The sequence below is a fragment of the Fuerstiella sp. genome (assembly GCA_022447225.1).
In the GTDB taxonomy this organism is placed as follows: Bacteria; Planctomycetota; Planctomycetia; order Planctomycetales; family Planctomycetaceae; genus S139-18.
Genome location: JAKVAZ010000016.1, coordinates 116,152 through 140,765 on the forward strand (window position 1 = coordinate 116,152; position 24,614 = coordinate 140,765).

Below are 24,614 nucleotides of genomic sequence, written 5' to 3' on the forward strand. Positions count from 1 at the left end.
CTCTTTGGGCGATCGTAATTTTGACCGATACAGAAAGCTTCAGATTCGAAGCGAGTTCCCACGATAGCCCTGAAGGTCACCTCAGGCAACTTCCACGTGGGGCCCCGGTCACGATCAAGTTCGTTTGTTGCGACTGGTGATTATTTCTTAAAGAGAACGGCCATTACATTTTCAACAGGATTGAACGAGTCTGTCAGACGAGGCTGGTTCGGAGCATACAGGATACTTTGTCGGGAAACATACATCTGTTGTTTGCATAATCCGCCCCACAGCCGTTCATGACTGATGGTACAGCACGGAAGATGTTCATAGCTGGTGAGAATGCAAACCGCTTTGTGAACGATCGTCTGCCTGCTTATGTCTTTTGAGATTATCCGACGCTAACATCGGATTTGCTGATGAACGCGACTGCCGTCGAAAGATCACGATCACCGGTTTGATGCCAGAGTGACGGCGACGACGAATGAGGGAAGATCCGATACGTTGGATCATTCGTGGAATAAGTATTCAGTTCTTCTGTCCGATGACATGGTTTCGAACGTACCTGGTGAGGATCCCATGAAACGCAGAAAATTCATACAGACGATCGGTACCACGGCACCCATCGCCGCTGCGGCAAATGCGGCGGAAACGGTTCCTGATGCAGTGGCTGTGACCCGGACAGAAGAACCTCGGGTCTTTGTCTCTGACGATGGACGACACGCAGCTCCGCTGTATCAGTTCGCTCCGGAACTCGAGCCAGCCGATCACGCGTTCGTTCTGGATCAGCTTGTCGGCAGCGGGGTAGATACCTTGATCTACTTCGCGGGGCTGGAGGGGGGTGTCGCCCTGTACGACAGCCGGGTTGTCCAGAAGTGGGGAGACAACGTTGTTAAGTGGAAGCATCCGGTCTTTTATCGCGCGGCTCGCCATATTCAGCAGCTGATCGACGATGGATATGATCCATTGAAGGTACTGTGTGATCGTGCTCATGAAAAACGCGTCTGGTTGATTGCCGGCAACTGGGTCGGCCTGCAGGGTGGAGATCGTACGATCGATGGGGGCTTTGGGCGAAAGTCTGATTTTGTCTACGACAATCCGAATTTCCAGGTGGGAACGGAAAACGATCCTCGAGCGGAACACGTAGACCCGGCTCGCTTCAGTTTCCTGCACGCCAAAGTTCGTAAAGAACGATTGAGTGTCTTTGAAGAAATGCTGACCCGGTACGAAACTGACGGCATTGAACTGAACCTGGTTGATTTTGCTCCCTTTTGTTTGTTCTCGCAGGCTGGTCAACTTTCTGAAGTACTGACAACGTGGCTACGTGATCTCAAAGTGATCGCCCAAAGGGCGGAACAGAGACAGGGTCGGCGCAAGCGAATCTATGCACGAATACCTTCCCATCCGGATGCCTGGAAAGTTCTGGGGTATGATGTGGCGGGGTGGGTGGAAGGAAAGCTGGTGGACGGATTCATTTGTTTACCCGCATTGATGGAAGATCCTATGGATCAGGCACCCGACATTTCTGAAATTGTCCGCCTGACACGCGGAACGTCATGTCGGGTGCTGACGGCGTTGAACGATACCCTGGGCAGGCAATTTGAAGGGTATGCCACAGCACCTATGACGTGGGCAGCAGCTGCCAACGCGTACGATCAGGGAGCCGATGGCTTTGGAATCAGTAACTATCATCATTCGCCCAACGGCTGGCCGTGGACAGCTGAAGAATATGAGAAGTTCCGTTTGCTGGGTCATCCTGATCTGCTGGCGACCGCCGACAAACTGTATCGGGCACCGTCGATGCCGCGGGGGATTTCGGACGGGTACTGGTTGCCGGGAGTCATGCCCCTGCTGCCTCAGGTTCTCGAGCAGAATCAACCGGTGGAGACGCAACTGCGGATCGCAGACGATCTGTCAAAATGGGAAGCCCTGGGGCGAGTCTCCTCAGTGCGATTACGGGTTCGACTGACGAATATCGAGCCTTCCCTGAACGAAGTTCGTATCGAACTCAACGGCAGGCAGCTCCCGGACAGGATGTTGAAACTTACGGATCTGACCTACCGGCTGTACGAACTTGGTGCCGTCAACCCGTATGGATTCGTGTACGAATACGAACTGCCTGCCGAATGGTATCCCAATCGGGGAAACAACACGGTCACGGTGACCGTGGCTGAGTACGATCCTGACATTGATTTCATGTTTCAGGTGGTGGATATTGATATCGTGGTGAATTATTGTGTTCACCGCCATTTCGAACGCTCACCGGCTGCCTACTGAGTAGAGCTGCATTTCTGACTGCAACGGTTGAGTGATTCTAATATTTGGCGTGAATGACACGCATGAATGATTCGAATGACCGCCCGGTTGATCTTTCTTCATGGAGTTTGTCATGATAGCAGCGTCCGAGTGACAACCCGTCTACGTGATGCATTCGGAATCTTCCGAATCGACACGTCGGATTGATTTTCCCGACAGACAGTGAGCACGACCCTCATGAGCAAAATCACGACTCCAGCGATCGATCCCGAAGAAGAAATTCCCTTCATGAACATCGATTCAACGGATTTTTCCTCCATCAGTCGAGCGGAGCAGATTCGTCGTCTTGAGGTTGAGGGATTCGTGGTCTTTCCGGAGATTCTGAAACCGGATCTGATTGCCACGATTAAGAGTGAACTTGCTGATGTGGAAATGGCGCATACGAGTTACAGCGTATCCCAGACCAGAGCTGTCACGCAGCCGCAGTGGCAAAGTCGAGCGGTTGCTGAGTTGATTGGTTATCCACCGATGATCGAATTTCTCAATGATCTCATGGGGCCGGATATTGTGTTTACGCGAGGATTTTTTCAGCGGACGCATCCCGGATCCCCAGGGATCTCGATGCATACCGATGGCCAGCCTCACGGCTCCGACCTTTTTGGATATGAAGGCAGTTGCCCGCGTTTGGTACGGGTGCTGTATTACCTGGACGATCTGACACCTGATCGGGCTCCATTTCGGCTGATTCCCCGATCTCACATCTCATTTCATGCCGATGCCAGTCCCTATGTACGTTACAAGTCTCACCCGGAAGAAGTGACTGTGACGGTGCCGGCGGGTTCGGCTGTCGTTGTTCCGTCGCTCCTGGTGCATGCCAGCCATCCCAACAGGGATACCAGTCCGCGTGAGCTCGTACAGCTCGGTTACCGTCCTGCGTGGGCAGGACCAATTCAACCGGTTGATGAATGGGATCCGGAACTGGTCGCCGCCGCACCGGAGATTGCCAAGCCATTCCTGAAAAGTCTCAATACCACCGGTATGGTGTGGGAGCAGCCGCATAAACCGACGGGAATGAAGACCGAGGCCCCCGGTCTCAACCCAAGCCGCTGGGGAGACGTTTGAGTCGTTGCTACAGCGTCCGTTAAACACATACCTGGTGCGTTGGAGACAGCAGTCTGCACTCCGTTCTCAATTCCAATCAGGTTCAGGAACTTCAGACTGGTCGCAGAAGACGGTCGAATGATTCCAGCCTGTTTCAAGAAGTGGTGTTTTTTATTCGACCGGTATCACAGTAGTTCGGGACGATCATATGCCGACTGAGGCAGCGCATACTCGACCAGTAATTCCACCTGATCGATCGTGATACCACCTGCCAGTCCTGGTGGTCTGGCGATCAGACTCACGCCCAGCTCATTTGTTCCCTGACGTGGTCGCTGCTGGAGCAGCTCATATTCCAGCCACTGGAACTCGTAACGATGGCTGGTTCTCCTCACCGGCTCCTGGGAAAGCGAAACACCGTTCAGCTTCACTTCGAAGTTATCGGCGGTGACCAGGTTGTTGACTTTGATCAGCAGACGGGCTCGTCCGACGCGTTCTGATCCAGGATCGTCGGCCACGAAAAAGGGGATCTCCCGGACTGTTCCTGCATCGGCACCTGGCAAACGCAGTGGCAGCGGGTGATCGTAACCCAATGCGGCAACATCATCCTGTCGGCGGGGGACCACATAATGTTTGTCCTTTTCCTTCAGATCCTGAGCTGCTCCAATATCGGTCAGAATTGCTTTCTCCTGATCGCGGAAGGGCCAGTAGAACCAGGGAGCGATGATCAGTCCGTCGGCACCGCGGGCCCGGTAGTTGGCGGAAGCTGCCCGAATCATGGCTGGTGTCGCATGCTGATCGTTATCCTGAATGTAGGGCTGCAGCACACCATAGACTTCAGCGCCCGCTGCATGCGCCGCCGGTGCCAGCGATTCCACCGGCAGATCTGCATCCAGCAGAAAGTAGCCATAGTACATCGGGGCCACATAATCGATCAGTTTTTCTTCCAGCCATGTGGCAACGTCCAGGCCAAGGTCCAGATTCATTTGCATGTACGGAAACACACGGGCGCCCACAATACGGTCCCGGCCTTTGCTGCGTACCATGTCTGAGATCCGCCGAACATAGTCATTCATCACAGGTATATTGGCCCTAATCTCGTCCGGTTTGAAGTAGTAGGGGGTGAAGGCGAAATCCAGTTCGATGCCTTCGACGGGATAGTCGGCTAATTCTTCGAGCCAGGTGAAACGAACATCGCGAACTTCCCGCCGACCGAAGTCCTGACAGCGTTCCCGCGGACCTCCACCCGCTGTGGCGTCTCCATGGACACCAATTTGATAGGTGTCTGGTCGGGGACCACCACCCATCCGCAGACTCGTAATGAAGTCCAGGTCTCGTTCGTGGGCTCTGTCAATGAGCACCTGCAACGGGTCGAGTCCCTGATCAATCAGGTTCTGCATGTTGTAATGAGCCCGCCACCGAATCGTGGATTCGAATGGTGGTCCTTCGTCAGTGCCAAAGCGTTTTGCCACTCTGGTGTCGCTGAACAGTCCTCCTCCTGTTTCGACTCCATAGATGAACGTATCGATGGCAGTGCCGGCCAGTTCATCGATCGGCCGCCATGCATCTTCTTTGCTCATCGGTGGCTCAAAGGCATACATGTAGTAGTGTCGGGCATCGTTGAAATACATCGTGCGCCCTCGCCGCAGAGGCTTCGGATCAGGCGCCGGGGTGGCATCTTCCGCCTGAGATGCGGCGGCACCGGAGGTGAGGGCGGCTGTGTAAAGAAACTGGCGACGTTGCATGGTGTTTTCCTTCGTGGATGTTTCCAGAGTATCGGGTAGCGAACACGCCGGTCACGGTGCCTCAATCAATTTTTTCAAACCACTGCCGAACAAGATAACGGGTCTGTCACTGATCTCGCCTGAGACTGAGGGTTGAACGATGCCGACCTACGGATTGTCACTTGTCGGAGTGGTCCAGATGGTCAGGTCTTTCAGGTCGTTATCAGATGGATTGCCGATCAACAGGCTGACCCCGTAACCAACACCGAACATCAACAGGTTCGCGAATGTGCTCAGCCAGAATTTGTCCGGTAAGAGTTCTGCGAGCCCCGGAAACAGGCTTTCAGTCAGACCGAAATCCACCACTAACCATCCTGCGCTTGTGAGAATGGTGACGAGGATAGCGATCCGGGCAGCCCGGCTGTCCACCCGCCGTGTGACGAAGCCCAGCAGAAACAGACCAAGAAGTCCTCCACTGAGCACAGACAGCAGGGTGCGCTGCAGGTCATCCAGCCGTGTCTCGGACGGCCGGGCATAGTAAATGCCGCAGGCTGTTGTGATCATAAAGATACTGAACAGCAGGCTGATCAACTTGCCGATGTTTGCATAGTGCCGGGGATCACGGTCTCTGACCCACAGTCGTTTATAGAAATCTGTGGTCATGGTGGCAGCAACTGCGTTGATACTTGAATCCAGGGTGGACATTGCTGATGCCAGCAGACCGGTCAGCACAAATCCTGCGACACCCGGCGGGACCTGTTCCAGAATAAAACGAGGGAAAACCTGATCCGGATCCAGACCCTGTAGTCCGCTGTCCGGTACGACTTTGACAAACACATACAAAGACGTTCCCAGAAAGAGAAAGTACGTCCAGGTTGGTATGGCCAGACAGCATCCGATAACCGCCGCACGCGAGGCATCTTTGTCGCTTCTTGCCGCACAATACCTTTGCACATTTGTCTGGTCGGTTCCCAGCACGTGCAGATAGACCATGCCTTCGGCAAGGATATAGGCCCACAGCGTTTTTTCGCCGAGCGTGAATGTCGTGCTGCCCAGTTCGAACTTATTGTCTGCCACGGCAACACTGAAAAGCTGACCGAATCCTTCAGGAAGCTGCCAGATGATGATCGGCAGGCAAAATAATCCACCGGACATCAGTGCGATTCCCTGAACAACATCCGTCCAGATGACTGCCTCCAGACCACCGAGGATCGTGTAGGCTGAAACCAGCAGACCCGCAACCAGGATGATTTGCGGCAGCGATTCGTCCGGCATCTGAAAAATGGATCTGATCGCCAGCGAAACCGCATACAGCACAATTCCCGTTCTGAACAGATGAAACAGTACGAAACATCCGGCAGCGTACATTCGTGTCCTTACACCGAAACGTCGCTCAAGGTACTCATACGCGGAACTGACGTGAGTTCTTCTGAACAAGGGGATGAACAGATAAATTGCCACCACGATCGCCGGGAGATACGTCAGGTGTGCCAGAAAATTTTTCCAGTTGCCGTCACCGAAGGCGAAGGCAGGAATTGCCAGGAATGTCATGGAACTGATGATGGTTGCCATCATCGAAAAACCCACCACCCAGCCCGGCATCGATCGCCCGGCCAGAAAGTACCCTTCGTCCGTCCGGCCGCGGAGCGAACATACGCCACCAATACCCAGCAGCAGCAGGAAACCCAGGCCAATCACAATCTGGTCTGTTAAGCGAATCGCCTGTTCCCCGGCCGCAAGGGTCCACGGAAACACAGTCAATGACGTGAGAGTCTGGTCGATTAAGCGAATCGCGTATTCCGGCATAAATGATTACCTTGTTCTGAAGGACAACAATGTTGTCAACGTCTGTCGAACCACGGAGGACACGTTGTCAAAAGTATCCCGGTCGGGTCCGTTCGTTCTGTGCGGTTCTCTGTGACCTTTGTCTTAATAGGGCCGGATGGGACCGACATGCTGGGAGGCATCCCGACTGTGTGATGTTCTGTCTGTGACGTCAGCTGCGGGCTTAAAATCCTCCTCCGCTGTATCTTCGAACTTCACAGCAGTGCTGACTATTCCAGCGGTTGCAGGTCATAGCAGAGGAACCCGTGTTCGTCACGCAGGTAGAGCGTTTCGGCGACTACCACGAGATGAAACCGGAGGGAGCACAGTTTCCCGGTGAGGCTGAAAGCTCGTATGAGACCATCCTGTTCAGGAGTTAGGGGGATAAGTGTCGCAACACGGTGTCGGCGCGGCTTGCCGCCATGTGGCACAAATATCCAAATACCTGATGACGCAGATTTTAAGCAGTGTTGCTACTGATGTCAGTATGAAACGCAGGGCAACACCATCGTGGCAGCAAAAGGGGCCTGACGTCTTTTCAGCTTTTGAACATGGATTCGTCGATCCAGCCGGGTTTGAACGGACGCGGCGACCAGTCCGTAGGGACGCTGCCAACCGGAGTCATTGCTCCTGACTTTTCCAGATGCGAGTAATATCCGGTCAGAAACAGTTCGGTTTTCCTGCGGATGACGTCGTGCGGCTGATACGGATGTCCCTCAAACGTTCGCTGCATGTCGACCAGTTGCGGTGCAAAATAGTGATACAGTGTTTCCTGTTGGTTTGGACTTCGATCCACCTTAATCGTCTGGGTACCCTCACTGCCGGTGACTTTGAGATACAGGTAGTGGCTGTCGCCGGAAGCATGCATGGATGCAAGAAACGGAGGCTGATCGTCGTTTCCCTTAAACAGCATTGTTTCCTGCAGATACGACGCGCTGCGCTCGTCGTCGGTGATCAAAGACACCTTGTCCACGTCGTATCCCAGCGCTCTGAGAATAAACCACTGAATGTGAAAGTGAGCCGGGTATTCATTGCTGCGACAGATGCCGTGAACCGCCTGAATGATTCCGCAATCCTCCAGTCGCTCCTTCAAATAGGAAGCCTGGTAATAGTGCTCCTGGCAACTCGTCGCCATCAGTGGAGTATTGTGTTTTGCTGACAGGTCGAGCATCGAATCGATGTCTCGCAGACTGTAGCTGAATGGACGGCTGAGGTACGTGGGAATTCCGGCTTCGATATAGGGACGGGCCAGCAGGTGTTGCCACGGAATCTCATAGAATCCACCAAATGCCACCGCGTCCACACTGCCGACCATGTCATCGTAATTCGTCACTGCCTGACAGCCGTACTTCTGTGCGAATTCTTCGGCCAGTTTCGGATTCACATCCCAGCAGTGAGTTACTTCCATGTTGAGCAGACCTGTGCCAAATGCTCCTTTTGGAGAAAGAATCTCACCCCAGATCCCCCAGAAGGTGTACTCGCCAACATTAAGAGCGCCCACGCGGATCTTACGCGGCGCAGGCGTATCTGTTTTTTCCTGGGAGTCCGCTGCTGCCAGTGGACTCCCAGCAGCAGCGGTTAAAGACGAATTCAGGAACAGGCGTCGGTTCAACATGAGAAAACTCCAAAGACAACTCTTCAGTCCATTCAGGCTGTTTACGGCACACGAAACCCTTTGACCTTTGTCTGGATCACCCACGCGGACGACTCGCCAACGGCGTACAGTTGGTCGTAATTCCTGCCACCAAACGTACAACTTACCGGATACTGCGGGAACCAGATCGTGCCCACGTAGACGCCGGTATCTTCAAAGACCTGTATGCCGGACAGTGTGCAGACATACAGACGACCGTCCATGTCCACGGCCATTCCGTCTGCCCGTGAATCAACACGCATCTCTGGATTCTGTGCGCTGAGCACGTCGGGTGTCAGATTGAGCTCAGCGAATTTGCGTTTGTTGGATAATGTTCCGTCTTCGTGAACATCGTAGGCCCAAACGAAGTTTGCTCCCGGATTAAACCAGGTGTTGTTGACATAGAACGTTTTGCCGTCCGGAGAAATCTCCACCCCGTTTGGCATGGCATACTCGCCCGGTGGAATCACGACTTTTGCCGTTCCATCGCAGTTCACGTAGTACACCTGTTTCCCTGGCTGGCTCTTCTTTTCCTGCGGCGTAAACTGAGGATCACTGACATAAAAGCCGCCTTTGGCGTCCATCACCAGATCATTGGGGCCGTCGATGGGCCGACCGTCAACGTGATCCAGTGCGGTTCCCAGAACCTTACCGCTGTCAGGATCCATCTCAATCACGCGATGGCCAAACATGTCGCAGACGAGCAGGTTTCCGTCGCGCGAGGCGATCGTGCCGTTGGTTTGCATTCCTGTGGACAGAACCTTTGTGGTTCCATCAGGTTCAAGACGAATCAGCCGACTTTTTTGCGGGCTGCCGGTCCAGTCACCATTGCGGTGGTCGCGAAAGTACATGTCCGAAAAGTACAGACTGCCGTCCAGCCAGGTTGGTCCTTCCGAAAACGTAAAACCTTCGGCCAGCTTGACCGGTTGGGTACCCGGAGTGATGACCTGTTCGTAGAGCTCGGTTTGGGCCTGACTGTACGAAAGGTAGTCCGGCCGTACCGGCCAGAACACATCCAGTGCCTCTGCACCGAATTCACTCAGCTGCGCTGAATGGGCCATGCCGCCTGGCTGCAGAACCACATCATGGTGTTGGCCTTCCATGGGATATGCGAAATCCATGATGCCTTCGACCAGCTTTCCCCGCAATGTCAGCATCAACTGATCTTCGGGATGGATGTGCAGTGGAAATGACGAATCAGGATCCATACGCACGAAACTCAGCATGGTATTCCTGCCCCAGATCAGCCGTGACTGAGCACTGCTGCGGGGGTAGGGCAGTCTGGTGTCGGGTCTGGTGATCGCCGTCCACTGAATTTCATTCAGGTTGTAGGCTTTACCCGGCTCCAGAGATGTTTTGCTGACGCCCTGATCGGGAAACCCGACATCAGCACCTTCCGCAAGACGGACACCGGCCAGTGCCAGGTGGTCGGCTCGTACCGGTGAAAATATTTCAAAAGCCTGAAGCCCGTCACTTCCGGCAACTAGGCGACGTTTTTGTCCAGGGGTGAGGTACAGCACATGATCACGGGAAAGGCTGATTGTGTGTCCGTCAATTTCACAGTCTGCGGATCCCTGCCGGATGACCATAAACAGCTCTTCGTTCAGCTGTTGCTCCGGATAGTCGGCATTCGGTTCCATCGTCAATACTTCCAGCAACGCGCCCTTACCCCAGGCAACAGTGGCGGAAACTCCATGGGCAAGCTGAATTTCGGGAAGGTTTTTCAACGGGTAAACCTGGCCTGGCTGCAGGTCCAGTTTTACGTCTGTCTCGGGGACGTCCCGCTCGCGGGTTTTGAGCTGGTTCTGTTTGACCACAACAGCATTGCGCACTCGCCACTGATCCGTCGGATCGACCGCTGCTGAGTCCGATGAAAAAAGGATCCCGGCCCCGGCAATTGTGACTGCGTGGAAGAGGGGTATTAAACGAAATGAACTGTACATGCTGAGCATTCCTGTGAGTGTGCTACAGAATATTGTTATGGAAAAGAATGTCGTTTCACGTCTGGTGTGATCTACGTACAGACACTGGTGTACCGGACAGAGCTGCAAAAAACTGATCCGGCGTGTTGTTCTGTCGTATTTGTTCTAAACCGGCTGAGACCGCCATTCGACACAAGAAAATTATCTTCCGAATTCTAAATACCGCTTGGTTCATAAGGGCCCAGGTCAACGTCCTGACCACGGTGAAAGTTTTTGCCCATCAGATATTTCGTTTCCAGTTCCACATCGCGAATGAAAATCTGAGAGGTGAGTTCCGAGTCGCGTCGGGTCAGGTCAACTTCGATCACGTTGTTTCCCTGGACCGGCCAGTGCGCCGGATCGAGATGATAGACGAACCAGTAACCCGAACCCGTTCGATACCGCGGGGCGCTCATACGGTACATCTCATTGATTTTTCGAAGCAGGGATGCCGGCAGTTCTTTTCCGTTCAGACGAATCGTCAGCCGATCAAGTTCGGTGGTATTCATGATGCGCAGTCGAAGGATGACTTCGTGCACGCGGTCAACGCTGTCCCAGCGCGGCAGATCGTCAGTGATGCCAAGATTCACCTGCACCGGTTTTCCCACATGCAGGTCGGCCGGAAGCTGCATGGAAACCCCGGGTTCCACTTTCGGAGTCTGGTAACGACCTGTGGTCGTTGGAACGTAGTAGGATTTATCTTTGGGAGCCATGACGTCCGGATGCGGCAACTCACGGAGTTTTTCGTAAAACGTGGCGTCATAGGGCCAGTTGCCAAACCACTGAGCAATATAGAGTCCGTCAATTCCCTGATCCCAGTAATTGCAGGCAGCACCGCGGATCATTTCGATGGTCGCTTCGGCCAGTCGATCCGAATCGACGTGGCTTTGCAGCGTTGCATGGATGCGACAGTCTGATTTTTTGGCGGCAGCCACAAACGGACGAAAATCAGCAGTGTGGTTTAGCAGTTCCGGGCCGCCCAGAGTTTGAGGAACCAGCACGTCCACGATTCCCTGCCGGATCCATTCCTGAATATCGAGTCCCACGGAGAGACAACCTTCGATGCTGGCGGGGACACGAATCACCAGTTCACGTTCTTCACCACTGGACTTGACGGCGTTATACACCTGGCCAATCCATTCGGTCATGATTTCCAGACCGGCCTGCACCTGTTTGGGATGGAAATAATGCACGCCGTAATTCAGCTGCAGTTCAAACCCATCCACAGGGTACCGCTGGAGTGTTTCCTCGATCAGTGCGAATCGTTCGTCGCGTACCTCCTGGTGTTTGAAATCCAGCCCTCTGAGTCCGGGAAAATCGTCTGGCAGATCACCCGCAGCTCCGATTTCAAGGTGAGTGTTATTAAAGCGAAAATCTGAGCAGCGCACATCCGTATCTCGATCCCGCCGACCCTGCTGAACCAGCAGTGTCGGGTACAGCAGCATGTTTTTCTCATGCGCCCGGTCACACATCACCTGCAGTGGATCGTGTCCTTCTGCAATGAGGCCTTCTGCATTCTGATGCGCCCGCCGAAAAATGATGTGTGACCATTTATCGACATTGTGCCCCCACAACTCACCCACTTCCGTATCGTGCAGTACGGTCCGGCCATCTCCCAGACAGAACATAATCGCCTCGATCGGCGTACCGACCAGTTCATCGACACCGGCTTCGTACTCCTCCTTCTGCATGGGAGGTTCGTACATGTAAATCAGCGGATGACGACCGTCGTGATAAAACATGAACCGCGGTGGCTGTCGTTTGACCTTTTCGACGTCCTTCGAATCGTCGGAGACCGCTGCATCAGCGACAGTACCGCTGACCACGCCGGCAGCAACGGCGGTTTTCATAAACTCACGTCGAAATATCACGGTGTGGATACCTTTGGAATGATTGAAACTGTCCCGATCGGATTCAGGCGTCAAAGGAGCTGTTCCAGGTCCGTCACTGCAGCAGCGCCCGTTCGCACAGTCGTTCTCAGCGATTTATTTCCCCGTGGGGTGAACTTACTACTTTATCTCACTCGAATGGGATCGCGATGCATTCTGTTGCGCTCGATACCTTTGCCGGCTAGAACCTCACGAGTGAATTTGATCATGATGGGAGGTCCGGCCATGTAGGCTTCTGCCTTGAATGGTTCGGTAAAATGCTCGTCCAGTACGGTGTTGATATATCCTGTCTTTCCCTGCCAGGCATCAGTTTCCTGCGGATGCGACAGGGCCGGGACATAGTGAAACCCGGTTTTGGTCTTACTCCATTCGGTAAACTGTTCATGCAGAATCAGATCTCTCCGGCTGCGCACGCCCAGAAACAGGTAAATATCCTGCTGCTCGTTGACTTTGTTTTCGAACCAGTAATTCAGCAGACACACGAACGGAGAAATTCCAACGCCTCCGGCGATCAACAGAACCGGACGATCGAATTCGTTGCGGGAATTAAGTCTTCCGCCGGGGTTGCTGAGCGCCACCATGTCACCAACCGACAGATGTTGGTGAACGAACGTGGAGACAACTCCGGGAGGAACATCTTTGTCGGGTGGAGAATCGTAGTGCTTGATAATGACATCAAACTGGGACTGATTGGAAGGACTTGAGGCGAAAGAATAGGGGCGATACACGGACTGATGGGTCGTACCGTAACGAGCGTTGAATTCATTGATGTAATCGGCCGGTGGTTTGAGTAACACGTATTGCCCGGCTGCAAACTCGAACGATTCCGGCTGCGTTGGCTTTAGGCGGATCCTTTTGATGTTGTGGTTCAGTTGTTCGATACGGACCACTTCGGCCTGATGTGGAAATTTGCGTTGATTCGAATCTGTTTCTGTATTCGTATCCTCAGAACCAGCGACCGCAGTGACGTCAGTCCACATCGGTCCGGCAACACATGCTGCCAGACCACCCTTCACAAAATCACGTCGAAGAATCACAGTTCTTCCTTTCCGGAGTCATATTTCACATGGAATTCGACATGCTGAACGACCAGTGGCGGTCGAATTCGTGGATCGCGTTTCTGTAACCGGACCTGCACCTGGTGTATTCCCGGTTCTGCAGCTGCCGGATCCAGTGGCCACACCAGCCAGCTGGACTCATCAACGTCTGACGGGTTGAGCGGGTCCTCGGCCTTCGCGTTCCGGATGTCGGGTTGACCCAGCGTCAGTCCGTCAAGTTTCACCTGGACACGATCGGATGAGACAAAATGGTCGAGTTTGATTCTCAGGTCGATCTGTTGCAGGCGTTGTGCTGACGATCCCTGCGACACGTTGTCGAAAATCCCAATTCGGAACACAGGACCGTCAGCGGTGAGGGTAGGGTAAAGTGCCACAGGAGTTTCGCCGTTGATACGATCGTGCAGATCAGCCCGGGCCCAGTCTCCCGTGTCACGGATCAGTCGATGGACAGCGGAAAAGACCTTGTTCGTTCCACGCAGTGTCTGCTGACTACCGATTTGAGTGAGCAGGTCCCGACGAGTTCTTTCATTTGCATGCCAGTTGAATACATACATGCCGTGGGCGCCGCGTGCCCAGTAGCCCTGGGATGTTCCGCGAAACCAGTCACGCTGCCATTCATCGCGAGGCTTTAATCCGTCATGAGTTCCCCAGAATCCGCCGTCAAAGCCACCATAGAACCTGACGGGGGTTCCCTGAACGAGGTTCAGAAAATTTTCGACTTCAACGCCGGGATCGCTGCCCGCTCCTCCGCCTGCCGTGATGATGTCACACAGGTCTTCCCGGATCCAGGTTTCCAGGTCATATCCGATATGCCGGCACGACTCTAAAGTTGTGGCAACACGTACAGCCACCGGGAACGGTTTGTTGCGTTTGTCGGCTATCCTACTGGTGTGCTGTCGAACGGCACGTTGCAGGTCCGTCAGCACGTATCGCAGACGCCATGCGTCGTCGGCAGGCAAATGAAATGCGTGACGCTGCCAGTCCAGTTCCACACCGTCCCAGTCCGCCAGAGCCAGCGCCTCCTGGATGTATTCAAACCGGTGTTCCCGGACTTCCGGAATTGCCATGTTCCAGGAAGCCGCAAACCATGGAGGAGCCTGGTCAGCGCCCAGGCACCATTCCGGGTGGTCCCTGCGAAGCTGAGTCAACCCGTCCAGGTCCGCGTTCGATAGCTCGTCAAGCTGAAGGCCACGGAAGTGATTGTCGTTCATCCGGATGGAGACGTAGACGTCAATCCCCAGTTCATGGCCTCGGCGAACCATTGCTGCGTAGGGATTTTCACCCCGTTCAATCATGGCACGAATGTTCTCATTGTGCCGCATGGCATTGGCCGAACTGTACACCCGATGCTGGTTGTCGCCGACAGTCGGAAGAGATTCAGAATTCCAGGTGGCTTCGTGTTCCCCCACGCAAAAAAACAGTGCCTCAACCTGAGTCTCTTTGAGAGGGGCAAAGGTCTTGTCGAGAAACTGCTCCAGCGACTGTGGAAAATCAGAGTAACCGTGGGGTGCTCCGTCCCAGTTGTAGATGACCTGGTATTGCGGCGGTGCCGGTCGACGTTGTTGTGACCGCTGTTCTGCGGATTGTGCTGTCAAACAGTGCAGGAATACCAGGCTGGCGGCGAGAACGCCGCCGGGACTGCGGGACAGAAACGTTTTTCGATTCTGTGGTCTCACGTTCTTTCCCCCCTGGCATCCGATGAACCCTGTCGCGCAACACCGACTGTTTCGTCTGACGACCGTGCTGACTCGAAACAGGAGCCAACAACAGCTTCGACGGACAGGCCAATCCGCCACCAACTAAAATTTAATCTCGCTCGCGGTCAGGAATCACTGTTGCCTGCCGCGTTTTCGTCACTTTGCGGTTTGCCGACAGCGTCACCGCCAAGCCAGCGATAGGGGCGAGGCATCAGCGTCAGAGAGCGATCCTTCAGTGGTAAGCTGACGGCCTGACTGCCCAGCATGGCAGATTGTTTCGCAGCGATGGCAACTTCCAGCGCCTGACGCAAATCATGTCCGGAAACAAACAATTCGTTTTCGTTATTAGTTTCCACCGCTTTCACAAAGGATTGAATTGAGGCAACCAGATAGTTGTCCCCGGCTCGCAGCGGTGGAGCATTGAGTATTTCAGGCCACGGGAAGGGCGTGTATTCGGGATCGATCTCCTTGCGTACACCATTGGCATCGCGCCCTTTAAAAATCCGCGGAGAATTCCAGCTCCAGCTGACCATCGCATCTTCGGTCCACACGTCCACTCCACTGCGATTTCGCCGTTCGCCGTACTTTTGTTCCAGACCAAATACCTGGCAGTCGATACCGGTGCTGAGTCGGAAACGTCCATTGATGTTCAAACCACTGTCGTCTTTGTCGGCCTTGAGCGCTTCCGGTGGGCTTCCCCAGGCAATCACTTCATCAATTTCTGCGCCGGCAAGAAGTCTCAGTACAGAGATATGCTGGCATCCGCCTCCGGATATTTCCCCTCCCCAACCGTGAACTGCGGCGCCCTGAATCGTTCCCAGTTCGCCGGAGTGAAGCTTTTGGGCCGCCTGTTGCACATTCCATTTGGCTCGCTGCAGATTCCCACCGGCAAAAATAACATTATTATGTCTGCAGGCATCGACCATCGCATCTGCGTCAGACAGCCGTGCGGCAATCGGTTTATCCGTTGACACACCTTTTACCCCGGCCTCGGCGCTCTTCACCACGGCTTCTTTCATGAATTTGGTCGGTGTGATCACGGCGACGATATCCGGCACGTAGTCGGCCAGCATTGTATTGACGTCTTTATACAGCCGGTCTACGTTGAAGCGTTCGCCGACGACGGGGCGACGCTCGTCATTCCACTCGGCGATGGCGGTCAGTTCCGTATTGGGAAGCCGTCGATAGACCTCGGCGAAGTACTGCCCCATCCGGCCGCAACCGACAATAGCCACTTCAAGTTTCTTTGCACCACGGGAACTCACCGATGCGTCAGCAGCTGTCTGAATTGACCCCGCGGCTGCCGCCGTTGCCGCACAGCTGTTCGCCAGGAATGTTCGTCTGTCCATTTGTTGCCTCTTTGATTCACTGACTTAGTCGTCGAGATTTATCTGAAAGCCTGCAAAATTTGATAGTAACCAGCCCGGAACCCTCTGTCTATTCTGCGAACTTGAAAGATCGGATGTCTGTTCCAGTGACGTAAGGTTGTTGTTTGGTGACTCGGTGGGCGTTTCTCTTTTTTGTCAGCAGGAGGGATCATGTTCGGGAACCCCGAGAGGGAATGCTCTGCAACACATGGTCGGATTACGTTCAGACAAAGGTTGTGTACCAGTCTGTTAGTGGATCCTGACCGGTTAGCCGAATCCTCGGTCCCTCAACCGGCGGTTTATGTGTCAACAGTAGACCGGTAGTTCAGTCAGTGCCCGCACGCCCATGGTTTCGCGGCGGTGAAGACGGTCGCCGGCCCGACGTATATTAGGAACCTGTTTTACGATCTCACGAAGCGTGATTTCCATTTCGATTCGTGCCAGGGGGCCGCCAATGCAAAAGTGCGGGCCCCAGCCAAAACTGACGTGTTTGTTGGGTGCGCGTTCGATATCAAATCGGTCCGGGTCGGGAAATTGCTCCGGATCGCGGTTGGCCGACAGCAGGACCAGTACCACCGTGTCACCGGCTGCGATCGCCGTGTCGCGAATCGTAATGTTCTCCTTTGCCTGGCGGACGCCGCGCGTGACAGAATTATCGTACCGCAGCATTTCTTCGACCGCCCCATCGACTTTACCGTCAATGTCAGCTTTGAGTTTTTCAAATTGCTCGGGGTTGTCGAAAAATCCGATCATCCCGTTAGCGATGACGTTGGTGGTGGTTTCGTGACCGGCGATAAACAGAAAGACGCACAGTGCCAGTAACTCGTCGTGTGTCAGCCGATCGCCCTGGTCTTCCGCAGCCACCAGAGCGCTGAGTAAATCGTTTTGTGGAACACGCCGGCGTTCGGCCGTCAGTTCGTCGAACATGATCCTAAGGTTTGCCAGCGCCTGATTTGCCGATTCGGCATAGCCGCGGAGTCTGGGGCCACCTCGAGTCGAAAAATTCATCACGCCTTCCGACCATTCAAGGTAGGAATTGCGATGTGCCGACGGGATGCCCATCATCTCACAGATCACGTCAGCCGGAAACGGATAGCAGTAGTCCCGGTGAAAATCCATTTTTCCGCCCTGGGCTGCATGAGCCAGTCGTTCAGCGGCCTGCTTTTCGATCCGTGGACGAAGTGCCTTCAGCATCTGAGGGGAAAAGGCCTGGTTGATCAGCCGCCGCAATCGTGTGTGGTCGGGAGCGTCCAGCAGGATGATCCAGTGGGACAGGTGATCCAGCAGCGGCTGGACCTGCTGGCGCTGCTGGTTCTCCAGAGCCTGAGTGTACATTTTCATGCGGTTGGACGAGAGCCGCGGATCGCGCAGACCGGCGAACACGTCGTCATACCGCGTCACCAGCCACAGGTTCATTGGCTCGCACCAGTGCACCGGATCCTCTTCCCGCAGTCGTTGCAGCAAAGGGTACGGATTCTGCAGACGTTCTTCACAGAACGCCTGGTAGTCCGGATCAGTTGTCAGTGTGGCAGCCATGTTGATTCTGAGTTACCTCCGACCGTAGTTTAGCGAACGCAGAGGTCAGATGGCAGACCGCAGTCGACACACTCCAGACGGTACCGCGTCCAGGAACCCGTCCGGATAACTGATTTCTCAGCTGATGTGATTGACGTGATGATGCAGCAGAGTTTTGGTGAATTCCGGACAAAATCGTCAGAGGTCCGTGATCCCAAACATAGGTCACAAGTGTCCACAGCGTCGCAGGGATTTGATGAACTGCCCAGGAACAGGATGAAGAAAGACGGAGATCCACTGTCTTGTCAGCTCAAAGACATTCAGAGCATTGTTTTTCAGACGTGTGATGCGGCATGGGTTCAGCAACCACAGGTAAGCTGCTTAGGTCTGGTGGGATGGTGCAAAAACAGTCCGCGAAAATCGGGCTCGGCGATGCCGCGCATCCTCTGGTAAACTGTTATCGTTACGAAGGTATGATTCTGTTTGCCTGTCTGATTCAGTTCACTCCCCGGAAGGTCACAGACTCGCGGAATACAGCGGCCATAGTTGGTTCCCGCTTTTTCGTAGATCATTTGATCTGTCGGACTGTCGGGAGATCGCGGTTCTTTATCTTCCGGCCGATGTTCGGTTTGAGAACATTGTGATACGAAGAGATTTGTGAGTCGTCCGGTATTTCGCCGATGCCGCCCTGCGATGTTCCGGCTGCATCAGTCCTGAGAATCAGTTCCTGAGGTTTACGGGACAGTGGTGTCTTGGCGTTTGCCATGATCGACAGGGACGCGTATTCGGACGCATCCCCAATCAGCAGGCCGCCGATCAGCTGTGTACCGCTCTGATTGAACAGCAGTTTTTTGTACGTGCCGGAAACGGGGTCTTCGAAAGTCACTGGGACAACCGTTTGGGCATCAGCTTCATAATCACCGAAACTGGCCACATCGACCCCCATCAGTTTGAGATTTGTTGAGACATCTGTGCCGGAAAACTGTTGTTCGCCACCGCACAGGTTGCGAGCTGCAACTTCGGCCATTTCATATCCCGGAGCAACGAGACCGTAGACAGTACCCGCATGACGTGTGACTTCTCCGATCGCGAAAATTTCCGGAGCGGAAGTTACAAGTCGGTCGTTCACGACCACTCCGCCTCGCGCAGCGACTTCAAGGCCGGATTCGCGGGCCAGTTCGTCGCGAGGTTGGATGCCGGCTGATACGATGATCATGTCGACATTCAGTGATTCACCGTCACTAAATTCCATTCGTTCGACGCGACGGGTGCCGTGAATTTCTGTGATTTTTGTGTTGAGCCGCACTCGTACACCCAGATCTTCGATTCTTTGGACAAGAATACGAGATCCGGCATCATCGATCTGCTTTGACAGCAGTCGCGGAGCGAATTCGATGATGTGAGTTTTGAGACCGAGCTCACAGGCGGCCTGGGCAGCTTCGAGACCTCGCAATCCACCCCCGATGACCGCGGCGGTTTTCAAGTGCTTTGCGTAGTCAGTGATCCGGTCCAGATCGTCAACGGTGCGGTAAACAAAGACACCCTTTTTTTTGATCCCCGGAATCGGAGGCACGAATGGATAGGAGCCTGTTGCCAGTACCACATAGTCGTATTTAATCCCGATGAATCTATCAGAACGCACGATCTTAAGTTTGTGGTCGATTTCACTGACCCGGTCGCCTATGTGGATCTCGATTCCATTCTGATGGTACCAGTCCCGCCGGGCCTGCATCAGGCTTTCGGAATTCCGGTGAGTGAAGAAAGATGTCAGACCTACCCGATCGTAGGCCGCACGGGGTTCTTCGCAGAACGTGATGATGCGAAACTGTTTTGCAACATCATATTCGACCATTTTTTCACAGAACCGCAGGCCGACCATGCCGTGCCCCACCACCACAAGTGTCTGTCGATCCGGACGAAATTCAGTCTTACTCATGACTCTTCGACCAGGGAGGAAGAAAGTGGGAGACGGTTACAGAAATCGGATCAGTTCAGCTTGCCGAAAGCGTCGCTCGGCCAGCATGGTTTCTATGTCGCGCGGTGTCTGATACTCGAACCGGCTGCTGAATCTTACGGCTACGGTTACAAACGAACCGTACGTGACGACAGCACTCAGCATGACCAGGCCGGCAATCAGGAAGGCGACACCGAACCCGGCATAGAAACAAAGAAAGAAAAAGAGAGAACCGCGGCGCGTCGAACGTCTGCATCTGCGGAGACCTCAAGTCGTCCAGATCGACTCGCGTGGCTTGATTCTGAAGTCGCATCAGATTTTTTTCTTTGTGCCGAAATGAGGTAGATCGATCAGTCTTTTTCAGAACTGCTCGTCCGTTTAGCCCGAAGGGGCATTTTGGCGCAAAGAGTTTGAGTCCGTCGTCAGGTGTTCCGATGTTGTTCCGTAATCAATTTCCGCAGTGTGTGAGTGTCCACAGAGAAATGTGTGGCGCAGAACCGTTCGCTGAGCGGAGGTGTTGTTGCCGATTCCTGCCGAAACAAGAGGGTGGTCGGCGGGGAACGTAGAAAGCGAAAACGCATTCATAACGGGGCATCCTTCCCTGGATTTATTCAGCGATGCCGGCTTCAGGATGGCAACCTGACAGACCTGCTGCACCCACTGCATATTTCACAAATGTGGTTATCCGACACTGTCCAACTGCAACAGGTGTGCCAGTCCGGTTTGTTTGATTGAATGTCTGACCGGGCGGGACGACGCCTGGTCAGTAAAACGTCTGAAATCAATGTGATATGGAAACCGAAAATTTTTGCCCGGACTGCATTTGGTCGTCGAAGGGTGATGCCGTCGCTGCCTGTCTGAGATGCACATGTGCAACTCGACTGGTCAGCCAAAGATGGAAAAACCACCCGTCGTCGCGTGCCGCTCTGAGGGAATCCGGTAATTCGGAGATCCCGCGGCGCATCGAATTGTCGGTGACTTAGCCGGATTCGCTTCCTGAACGGAGCTGGTGGCCGCCAGGCATGTTTCGGGATTGCTATTCCGCCAGGAAGACGTCCCTGTTGTCGCGGCGTTTGAGAAGTTCGTCGAGAATCGTGTCTGACACGGGGCCTTCGGTTTGATCGAGTATTTCCGTGAGGTTCGCAGATTTCCCGGCGGATTGACGTTGTTGTCGCCAGTGTGCCAGGGCTGCCTGTGCCCGGCTGTGCCCGGCTTCGGGCTGGGGCACAAAGTTGTAGTCGTAGCCGTCAAATCCCGGCAGTGATCCCAGGGTGCGACCGGCGATGTATCGCACTGCCGGATAGTCGTCGTCCAGCAGCACGGACACCACGCGACCGATCCACTCGGTTCCGCTGACTGTCTGAGCCGACTTTCGGCCCAGGGCGCAAGCTACGACTGCCCGCTGACCGGCGTCACCGGACAGGGCGGTGATGATGGAGTCGGGCACCACCCGATGATCGCGGGGGATTTCGGCGGTCGGGTGACTGTACCAGTCACTCAAATGTCGGTCCGTCCAGGCCAGGGTTTGATTCAGGTGGCACAGATTGCAGGCGTTGGTGCGACCGGATTTCAATTCCACATCGACCCGGGGGCTGTCGATTGTGTGGCTGCGAATGGTCTTGAGCAGACCGTAGGTGGTGTACGGCATATGGCAGTTGTAACACAGGCTGCCGGTAGAATCGGCCGCATGGTGAGTGTGTTCTGCCAGGGCTTCGTCGGCCGCGTATTCATTGTGACACTGCAGACAGGCCTGATTGGTGTCTGATGTGAGCTTCAGCTGATCGTTGGCCCATTTTTCGTGAGGTCGAGCATCATCGGGCTGCTGATGCATCTGATGGCACGACAGGCAGGTCATCTCCCCGCGCTGATAACACGGGGTTTCCACCAGACCGTTGAATTCCCGGCCGGAGACCCGCACCATGCCGTCCGGCCAAAATGTGGCCTCGATGATTTCCGGTTGCGATTCGTGGTAACTCTTCAGAAGTTTGGCGTACTCGTCGCGATAATCGCCTTCCGGAATATCGGCCAGGCGGGAGTAATCGAAGACCCGTGTGAGAAATTTGGTTTCATACAGATCGTCGCCGGCCCGATAGGGTTCCCCCTGTTTGAGCCACTTTTCCATCAACCGGGTAAACAGGACGCCGGCCGGTTCGGTGGGGTTGATTCCCAGGAACGGTTGAGTGATCGCGTGGCAGCTTCCGCAGACCTGTGAGGAATGTTCTTTGGTCAGTTTGAGAGGATTGACGATCGTATCGTCTGAATCCTGCTGCCAGTGCAGCGCGTAGCGTCGTGTCGGACTGCTGTTGGCGCAAACGTGTTCTTCCCCGGGCCCGTGGCAGGCCTCGCACGCGATGCCCAGTTCGGAGACCCTCGCGTCTTTCCAGTCCAGTCGTTGTCGTCCATGGGTGGTATGACACAGGATGCAGCTGCCGCTCCAGCGGTTTCTTTCACTAATCGGGTGCGCCTGATAGGGGAACACGAAGGCATGTCCTCGGGGGATCCAGCGCTGTGCTTCAAACAAATAGATCAGCGGGAATTGTCCCAGTTCCCGCCGAACACCGGCGGAGTACCAGTACACCTGCATGTGGTGCGAACCGGTGCTCATTACAAACTGTCGCGAGATGCGACGTGCCGGACCGCGGTCCGGATGGTGATCCGGATCATCAAACTCAGCCCAAAATTCGTCACCCCGGCGTTCGAAGACGTATTGCCGACTGTCTACAGTGAGTTCCCGCTGTGAAAAGTCGCCCCGCATTGATGTCGGTGAGACTACCTGTGTCATGGTGCGATGGTATGAATCGTGCCAGGTTTTGTGATGGTCGGTGTGACACGATCGACACGACGTAGAGCCCAGGTGCCCCTGTGCGGGATCGCGAATGGGACGGTCGGTGATCTCCAGTTCCGGCAGGGGATGTTCGATCGCTGCGTTCAGCACCCAGCAGATGCCCACCGCACCCACGGCAATGCCGGTTACGATCCTGGCCCGCAGTGACGGTTTTCCGCTGAGCATTGCCAGCCCGGCCAGACCAAGGCTCAACACCATTGCCACGATCAAAACTTCGACCGTCATGGCGAACCTCGTTTCAGGCTCGCCGCGGCCACCCGTACGATGGCTGCGATTAACAGTGTTGCTCCGACCGGTACCAGCCAGATCCCCAGTCCCGGATCGCCTTCATAGGTGTAGACCCCACCCAGAAAAAATCCACCGGGCATGAGGATTGTGGCGCTCACCAGACACATCGAAACCCATCGCACCCAGGTGGATGTATGGTCGACCAGACGATCCAGACTGACTGCGAAACAGATGTGCAGCACTGACAACAGGGTGCCGTGCGTGTGTGCGAGTGTCCACATCAACCGCCGCACTTCGTCTTCCAGATACCAGCGTACCTTGAGTCCGTGACAGGCTTCCAGGCCGAACCCCAGCACCAGGAACGGAACCAGCAGGCACCACCCCAGGCGAATGTGTCGCAGAGTGTAGAGATGTGGCTGTGGATCGTTGGGCTGGTTGGACATGGGCGACCTTGAATGGTCCGATCGTACCGACAGCGAATGTTGCATCGGCTGACAGGAACCCCGATTTTGGTCAGGAGTCGGCAGTTAAACAACAGGGGGCGGAGACGAAAAATGATTTTCGCTGAATGAACGCTTTGACGAATCCGAATGCTGTGGGTCGCGGGGAACGTGTTTGTGGTTTTGCAATTGGAGCATTTGCGCGGAGGAACAGCCGAACATGGCAGCCAATCCACATTCAAATCGTCGAACATGAATGGTCCATTGCTCAGCAGATCTGTCTGGCTTTCGGCGGAAGCGGGACCGGTCGCAAAGGGAGTACAGCAGTCACTCCACAAAAAAAACGTCTCAAACCACAAAGGTTTAAGACGTTACAAAAGTGGAGGATAGGGGACTTGAACCCCTGACCGCTTCACACAGTAAAATATTGGAAGATTCAGATACGGACGAGCCTGCTGGTGCATATGCGGTGAGTCACCTATTGGTCATTCTCGATCCAGCACAATTGGTTAGGGCAATCGAGACGACCGTAATCCCGACGAATCGTGTGTCCAAAAAATATAGTCGAGCCCTGATTTTCGTATTCGCGGAATTGCGGCGTCAACAAGCATTTCGTATTTGAATTCGTGGCCGGGATTCTTGTATTTCGACGATCACGCCAGTAACGGGCGAATGACATTGCCGTGGACGTCGGTCAGTCGATGATTCCGACCCTGAAAGCGAAATGTGAGTCGGCGATGATCGATGCCCAACAGATGCAGAATAGTCGCGTGCAGATCGTGGACCTCGACCGGATCGGCGACAACATTATAAGAAAAGTCATCCGTGCGGCCCCAAGTGATCCCGGGTCGAATGCCTCCCCCGGCCATCCATATGGTGAAGCAGCGCGGGTGGTGGTCGCGTCCGTAACTGGCCGCCGTCAATTTCCCCTGGCAATAGGTGGTGCGACCGAATTCGCCACCCCAGACGATGAGCGTGTCTTCGAGCAATCCGCGCTGCTGGAGATCCTTGACCAAACCGGCAGAGGCCTGATCGGTATCCCGACATTGACCGCGGATCGCGTTCGGCAGATTCTTGTGCTGATCCCAGCCCATGTGGAACAACTGGATGAATCGAACGCCCCGCTCAGAAAGCCGGCGTGCCAGA

The 24,614-nt window shown here is 54.6% G+C and carries 17 protein-coding genes; 4 read left to right on the top strand and 13 right to left on the bottom strand.

Going from position 1 to position 24,614, the window contains the following annotated elements; all coding sequences use genetic code 11:
- Positions 1 to 558 precede the first annotated feature (558 nt).
- Together MK110_17590 and MK110_17595 are read left to right on the top strand one after the other, a co-directional pair.
- A complete protein-coding gene (locus MK110_17590) occupies positions 559 to 2,256 on the top strand; it encodes a hypothetical protein (protein ID MCH2213122.1) in 1,698 nt (565 codons plus the stop codon).
- Between the two features lie 216 nt (positions 2,257 to 2,472).
- Positions 2,473 to 3,357, top strand: a complete 885-nt coding sequence (locus MK110_17595) for a phytanoyl-CoA dioxygenase family protein (protein ID MCH2213123.1) — start codon at positions 2,473 to 2,475, stop codon at positions 3,355 to 3,357.
- 164 nt (positions 3,358 to 3,521) lie between these two features.
- Here the strand turns inward: MK110_17595 and MK110_17600 are convergent, their stop codons facing one another.
- From MK110_17600 to MK110_17645, 10 genes are all read right to left on the bottom strand, one after another.
- The gene (locus tag MK110_17600) at positions 3,522 to 5,078 is read right to left on the bottom strand and encodes a family 10 glycosylhydrolase (protein MCH2213124.1); all 1,557 of its coding nucleotides are present in this window, start codon (positions 5,076 to 5,078) and stop codon (positions 3,522 to 3,524) included.
- A 147-nt stretch (positions 5,079 to 5,225) separates the two neighbouring features.
- Positions 5,226 to 6,863 (bottom strand): sodium/solute symporter, encoded by a 1,638-nt coding sequence (locus MK110_17605; GenBank protein ID MCH2213125.1) that lies wholly within the window; start codon positions 6,861 to 6,863, stop codon positions 5,226 to 5,228.
- 556 nt (positions 6,864 to 7,419) lie between these two features.
- Positions 7,420 to 8,496: a hypothetical protein gene (locus tag MK110_17610; GenBank protein MCH2213126.1), complete on the bottom strand. Its 1,077-nt coding sequence runs from the start codon at positions 8,494 to 8,496 to the stop codon at positions 7,420 to 7,422.
- A gap of 41 nt (positions 8,497 to 8,537) precedes the next feature.
- Complete coding sequence (locus MK110_17615) at positions 8,538 to 10,457, bottom strand: SMP-30/gluconolactonase/LRE family protein (protein ID MCH2213127.1); 1,920 nt, start codon at positions 10,455 to 10,457, stop codon at positions 8,538 to 8,540.
- 194 nt (positions 10,458 to 10,651) lie between these two features.
- Entirely contained in the window at positions 10,652 to 12,400 is a 1,749-nt protein-coding gene (locus MK110_17620; GenBank protein MCH2213128.1) for a family 10 glycosylhydrolase, read from the bottom strand.
- 89 nt (positions 12,401 to 12,489) lie between these two features.
- Complete coding sequence (locus MK110_17625; GenBank protein MCH2213129.1) at positions 12,490 to 13,401, bottom strand: FAD-binding oxidoreductase; 912 nt, start codon at positions 13,399 to 13,401, stop codon at positions 12,490 to 12,492.
- Positions 13,398 to 15,098, bottom strand: a complete 1,701-nt coding sequence (locus MK110_17630) for a hypothetical protein (protein ID MCH2213130.1) — start codon at positions 15,096 to 15,098, stop codon at positions 13,398 to 13,400. The genes MK110_17625 and MK110_17630 overlap by 4 nt, the downstream gene beginning before the upstream one ends.
- Positions 15,099 to 15,244: 146 nt before the next feature.
- Positions 15,245 to 16,468 (bottom strand): Gfo/Idh/MocA family oxidoreductase, encoded by a 1,224-nt coding sequence (locus tag MK110_17635; protein MCH2213131.1) that lies wholly within the window; start codon positions 16,466 to 16,468, stop codon positions 15,245 to 15,247.
- 324 nt (positions 16,469 to 16,792) lie between these two features.
- Entirely contained in the window at positions 16,793 to 18,022 is a 1,230-nt protein-coding gene (locus MK110_17640) for a cytochrome P450 (protein ID MCH2213132.1), read from the bottom strand.
- A 547-nt stretch (positions 18,023 to 18,569) separates the two neighbouring features.
- Positions 18,570 to 19,937, bottom strand: a complete 1,368-nt coding sequence (locus MK110_17645) for an FAD-dependent oxidoreductase (GenBank protein ID MCH2213133.1) — start codon at positions 19,935 to 19,937, stop codon at positions 18,570 to 18,572.
- A gap of 60 nt (positions 19,938 to 19,997) precedes the next feature.
- On the opposite strand from MK110_17645, the gene MK110_17650 reads away from it, so the two are divergent.
- The gene (locus MK110_17650) at positions 19,998 to 20,300 is read left to right on the top strand and encodes a hypothetical protein (protein MCH2213134.1); all 303 of its coding nucleotides are present in this window, start codon (positions 19,998 to 20,000) and stop codon (positions 20,298 to 20,300) included.
- A 691-nt stretch (positions 20,301 to 20,991) separates the two neighbouring features.
- Here MK110_17650 and MK110_17655 read toward each other — a convergent pair.
- Positions 20,992 to 23,025 carry a hypothetical protein gene (locus MK110_17655; protein ID MCH2213135.1) on the bottom strand — a complete coding sequence of 678 codons (2,034 nt, stop codon included), beginning with the start codon at positions 23,023 to 23,025 and terminating at the stop codon, positions 20,992 to 20,994.
- Positions 23,022 to 23,471 carry a hypothetical protein gene (locus MK110_17660; protein MCH2213136.1) on the bottom strand — a complete coding sequence of 150 codons (450 nt, stop codon included), beginning with the start codon at positions 23,469 to 23,471 and terminating at the stop codon, positions 23,022 to 23,024. Before MK110_17660 ends, MK110_17655 begins: the two co-directional genes overlap by 4 nt.
- 125 nt (positions 23,472 to 23,596) lie before the next feature.
- Here MK110_17660 and MK110_17665 point away from each other — a divergent pair, with 125 nt between their 5' ends.
- The gene (locus tag MK110_17665) at positions 23,597 to 23,875 is read left to right on the top strand and encodes a hypothetical protein (GenBank protein MCH2213137.1); all 279 of its coding nucleotides are present in this window, start codon (positions 23,597 to 23,599) and stop codon (positions 23,873 to 23,875) included.
- A 246-nt stretch (positions 23,876 to 24,121) separates the two neighbouring features.
- Here MK110_17665 and MK110_17670 read toward each other — a convergent pair.
- The coding region (locus MK110_17670; protein MCH2213138.1) for a DUF1501 domain-containing protein at positions 24,122 to 24,614 on the bottom strand (493 nt) is incomplete at its 5' end.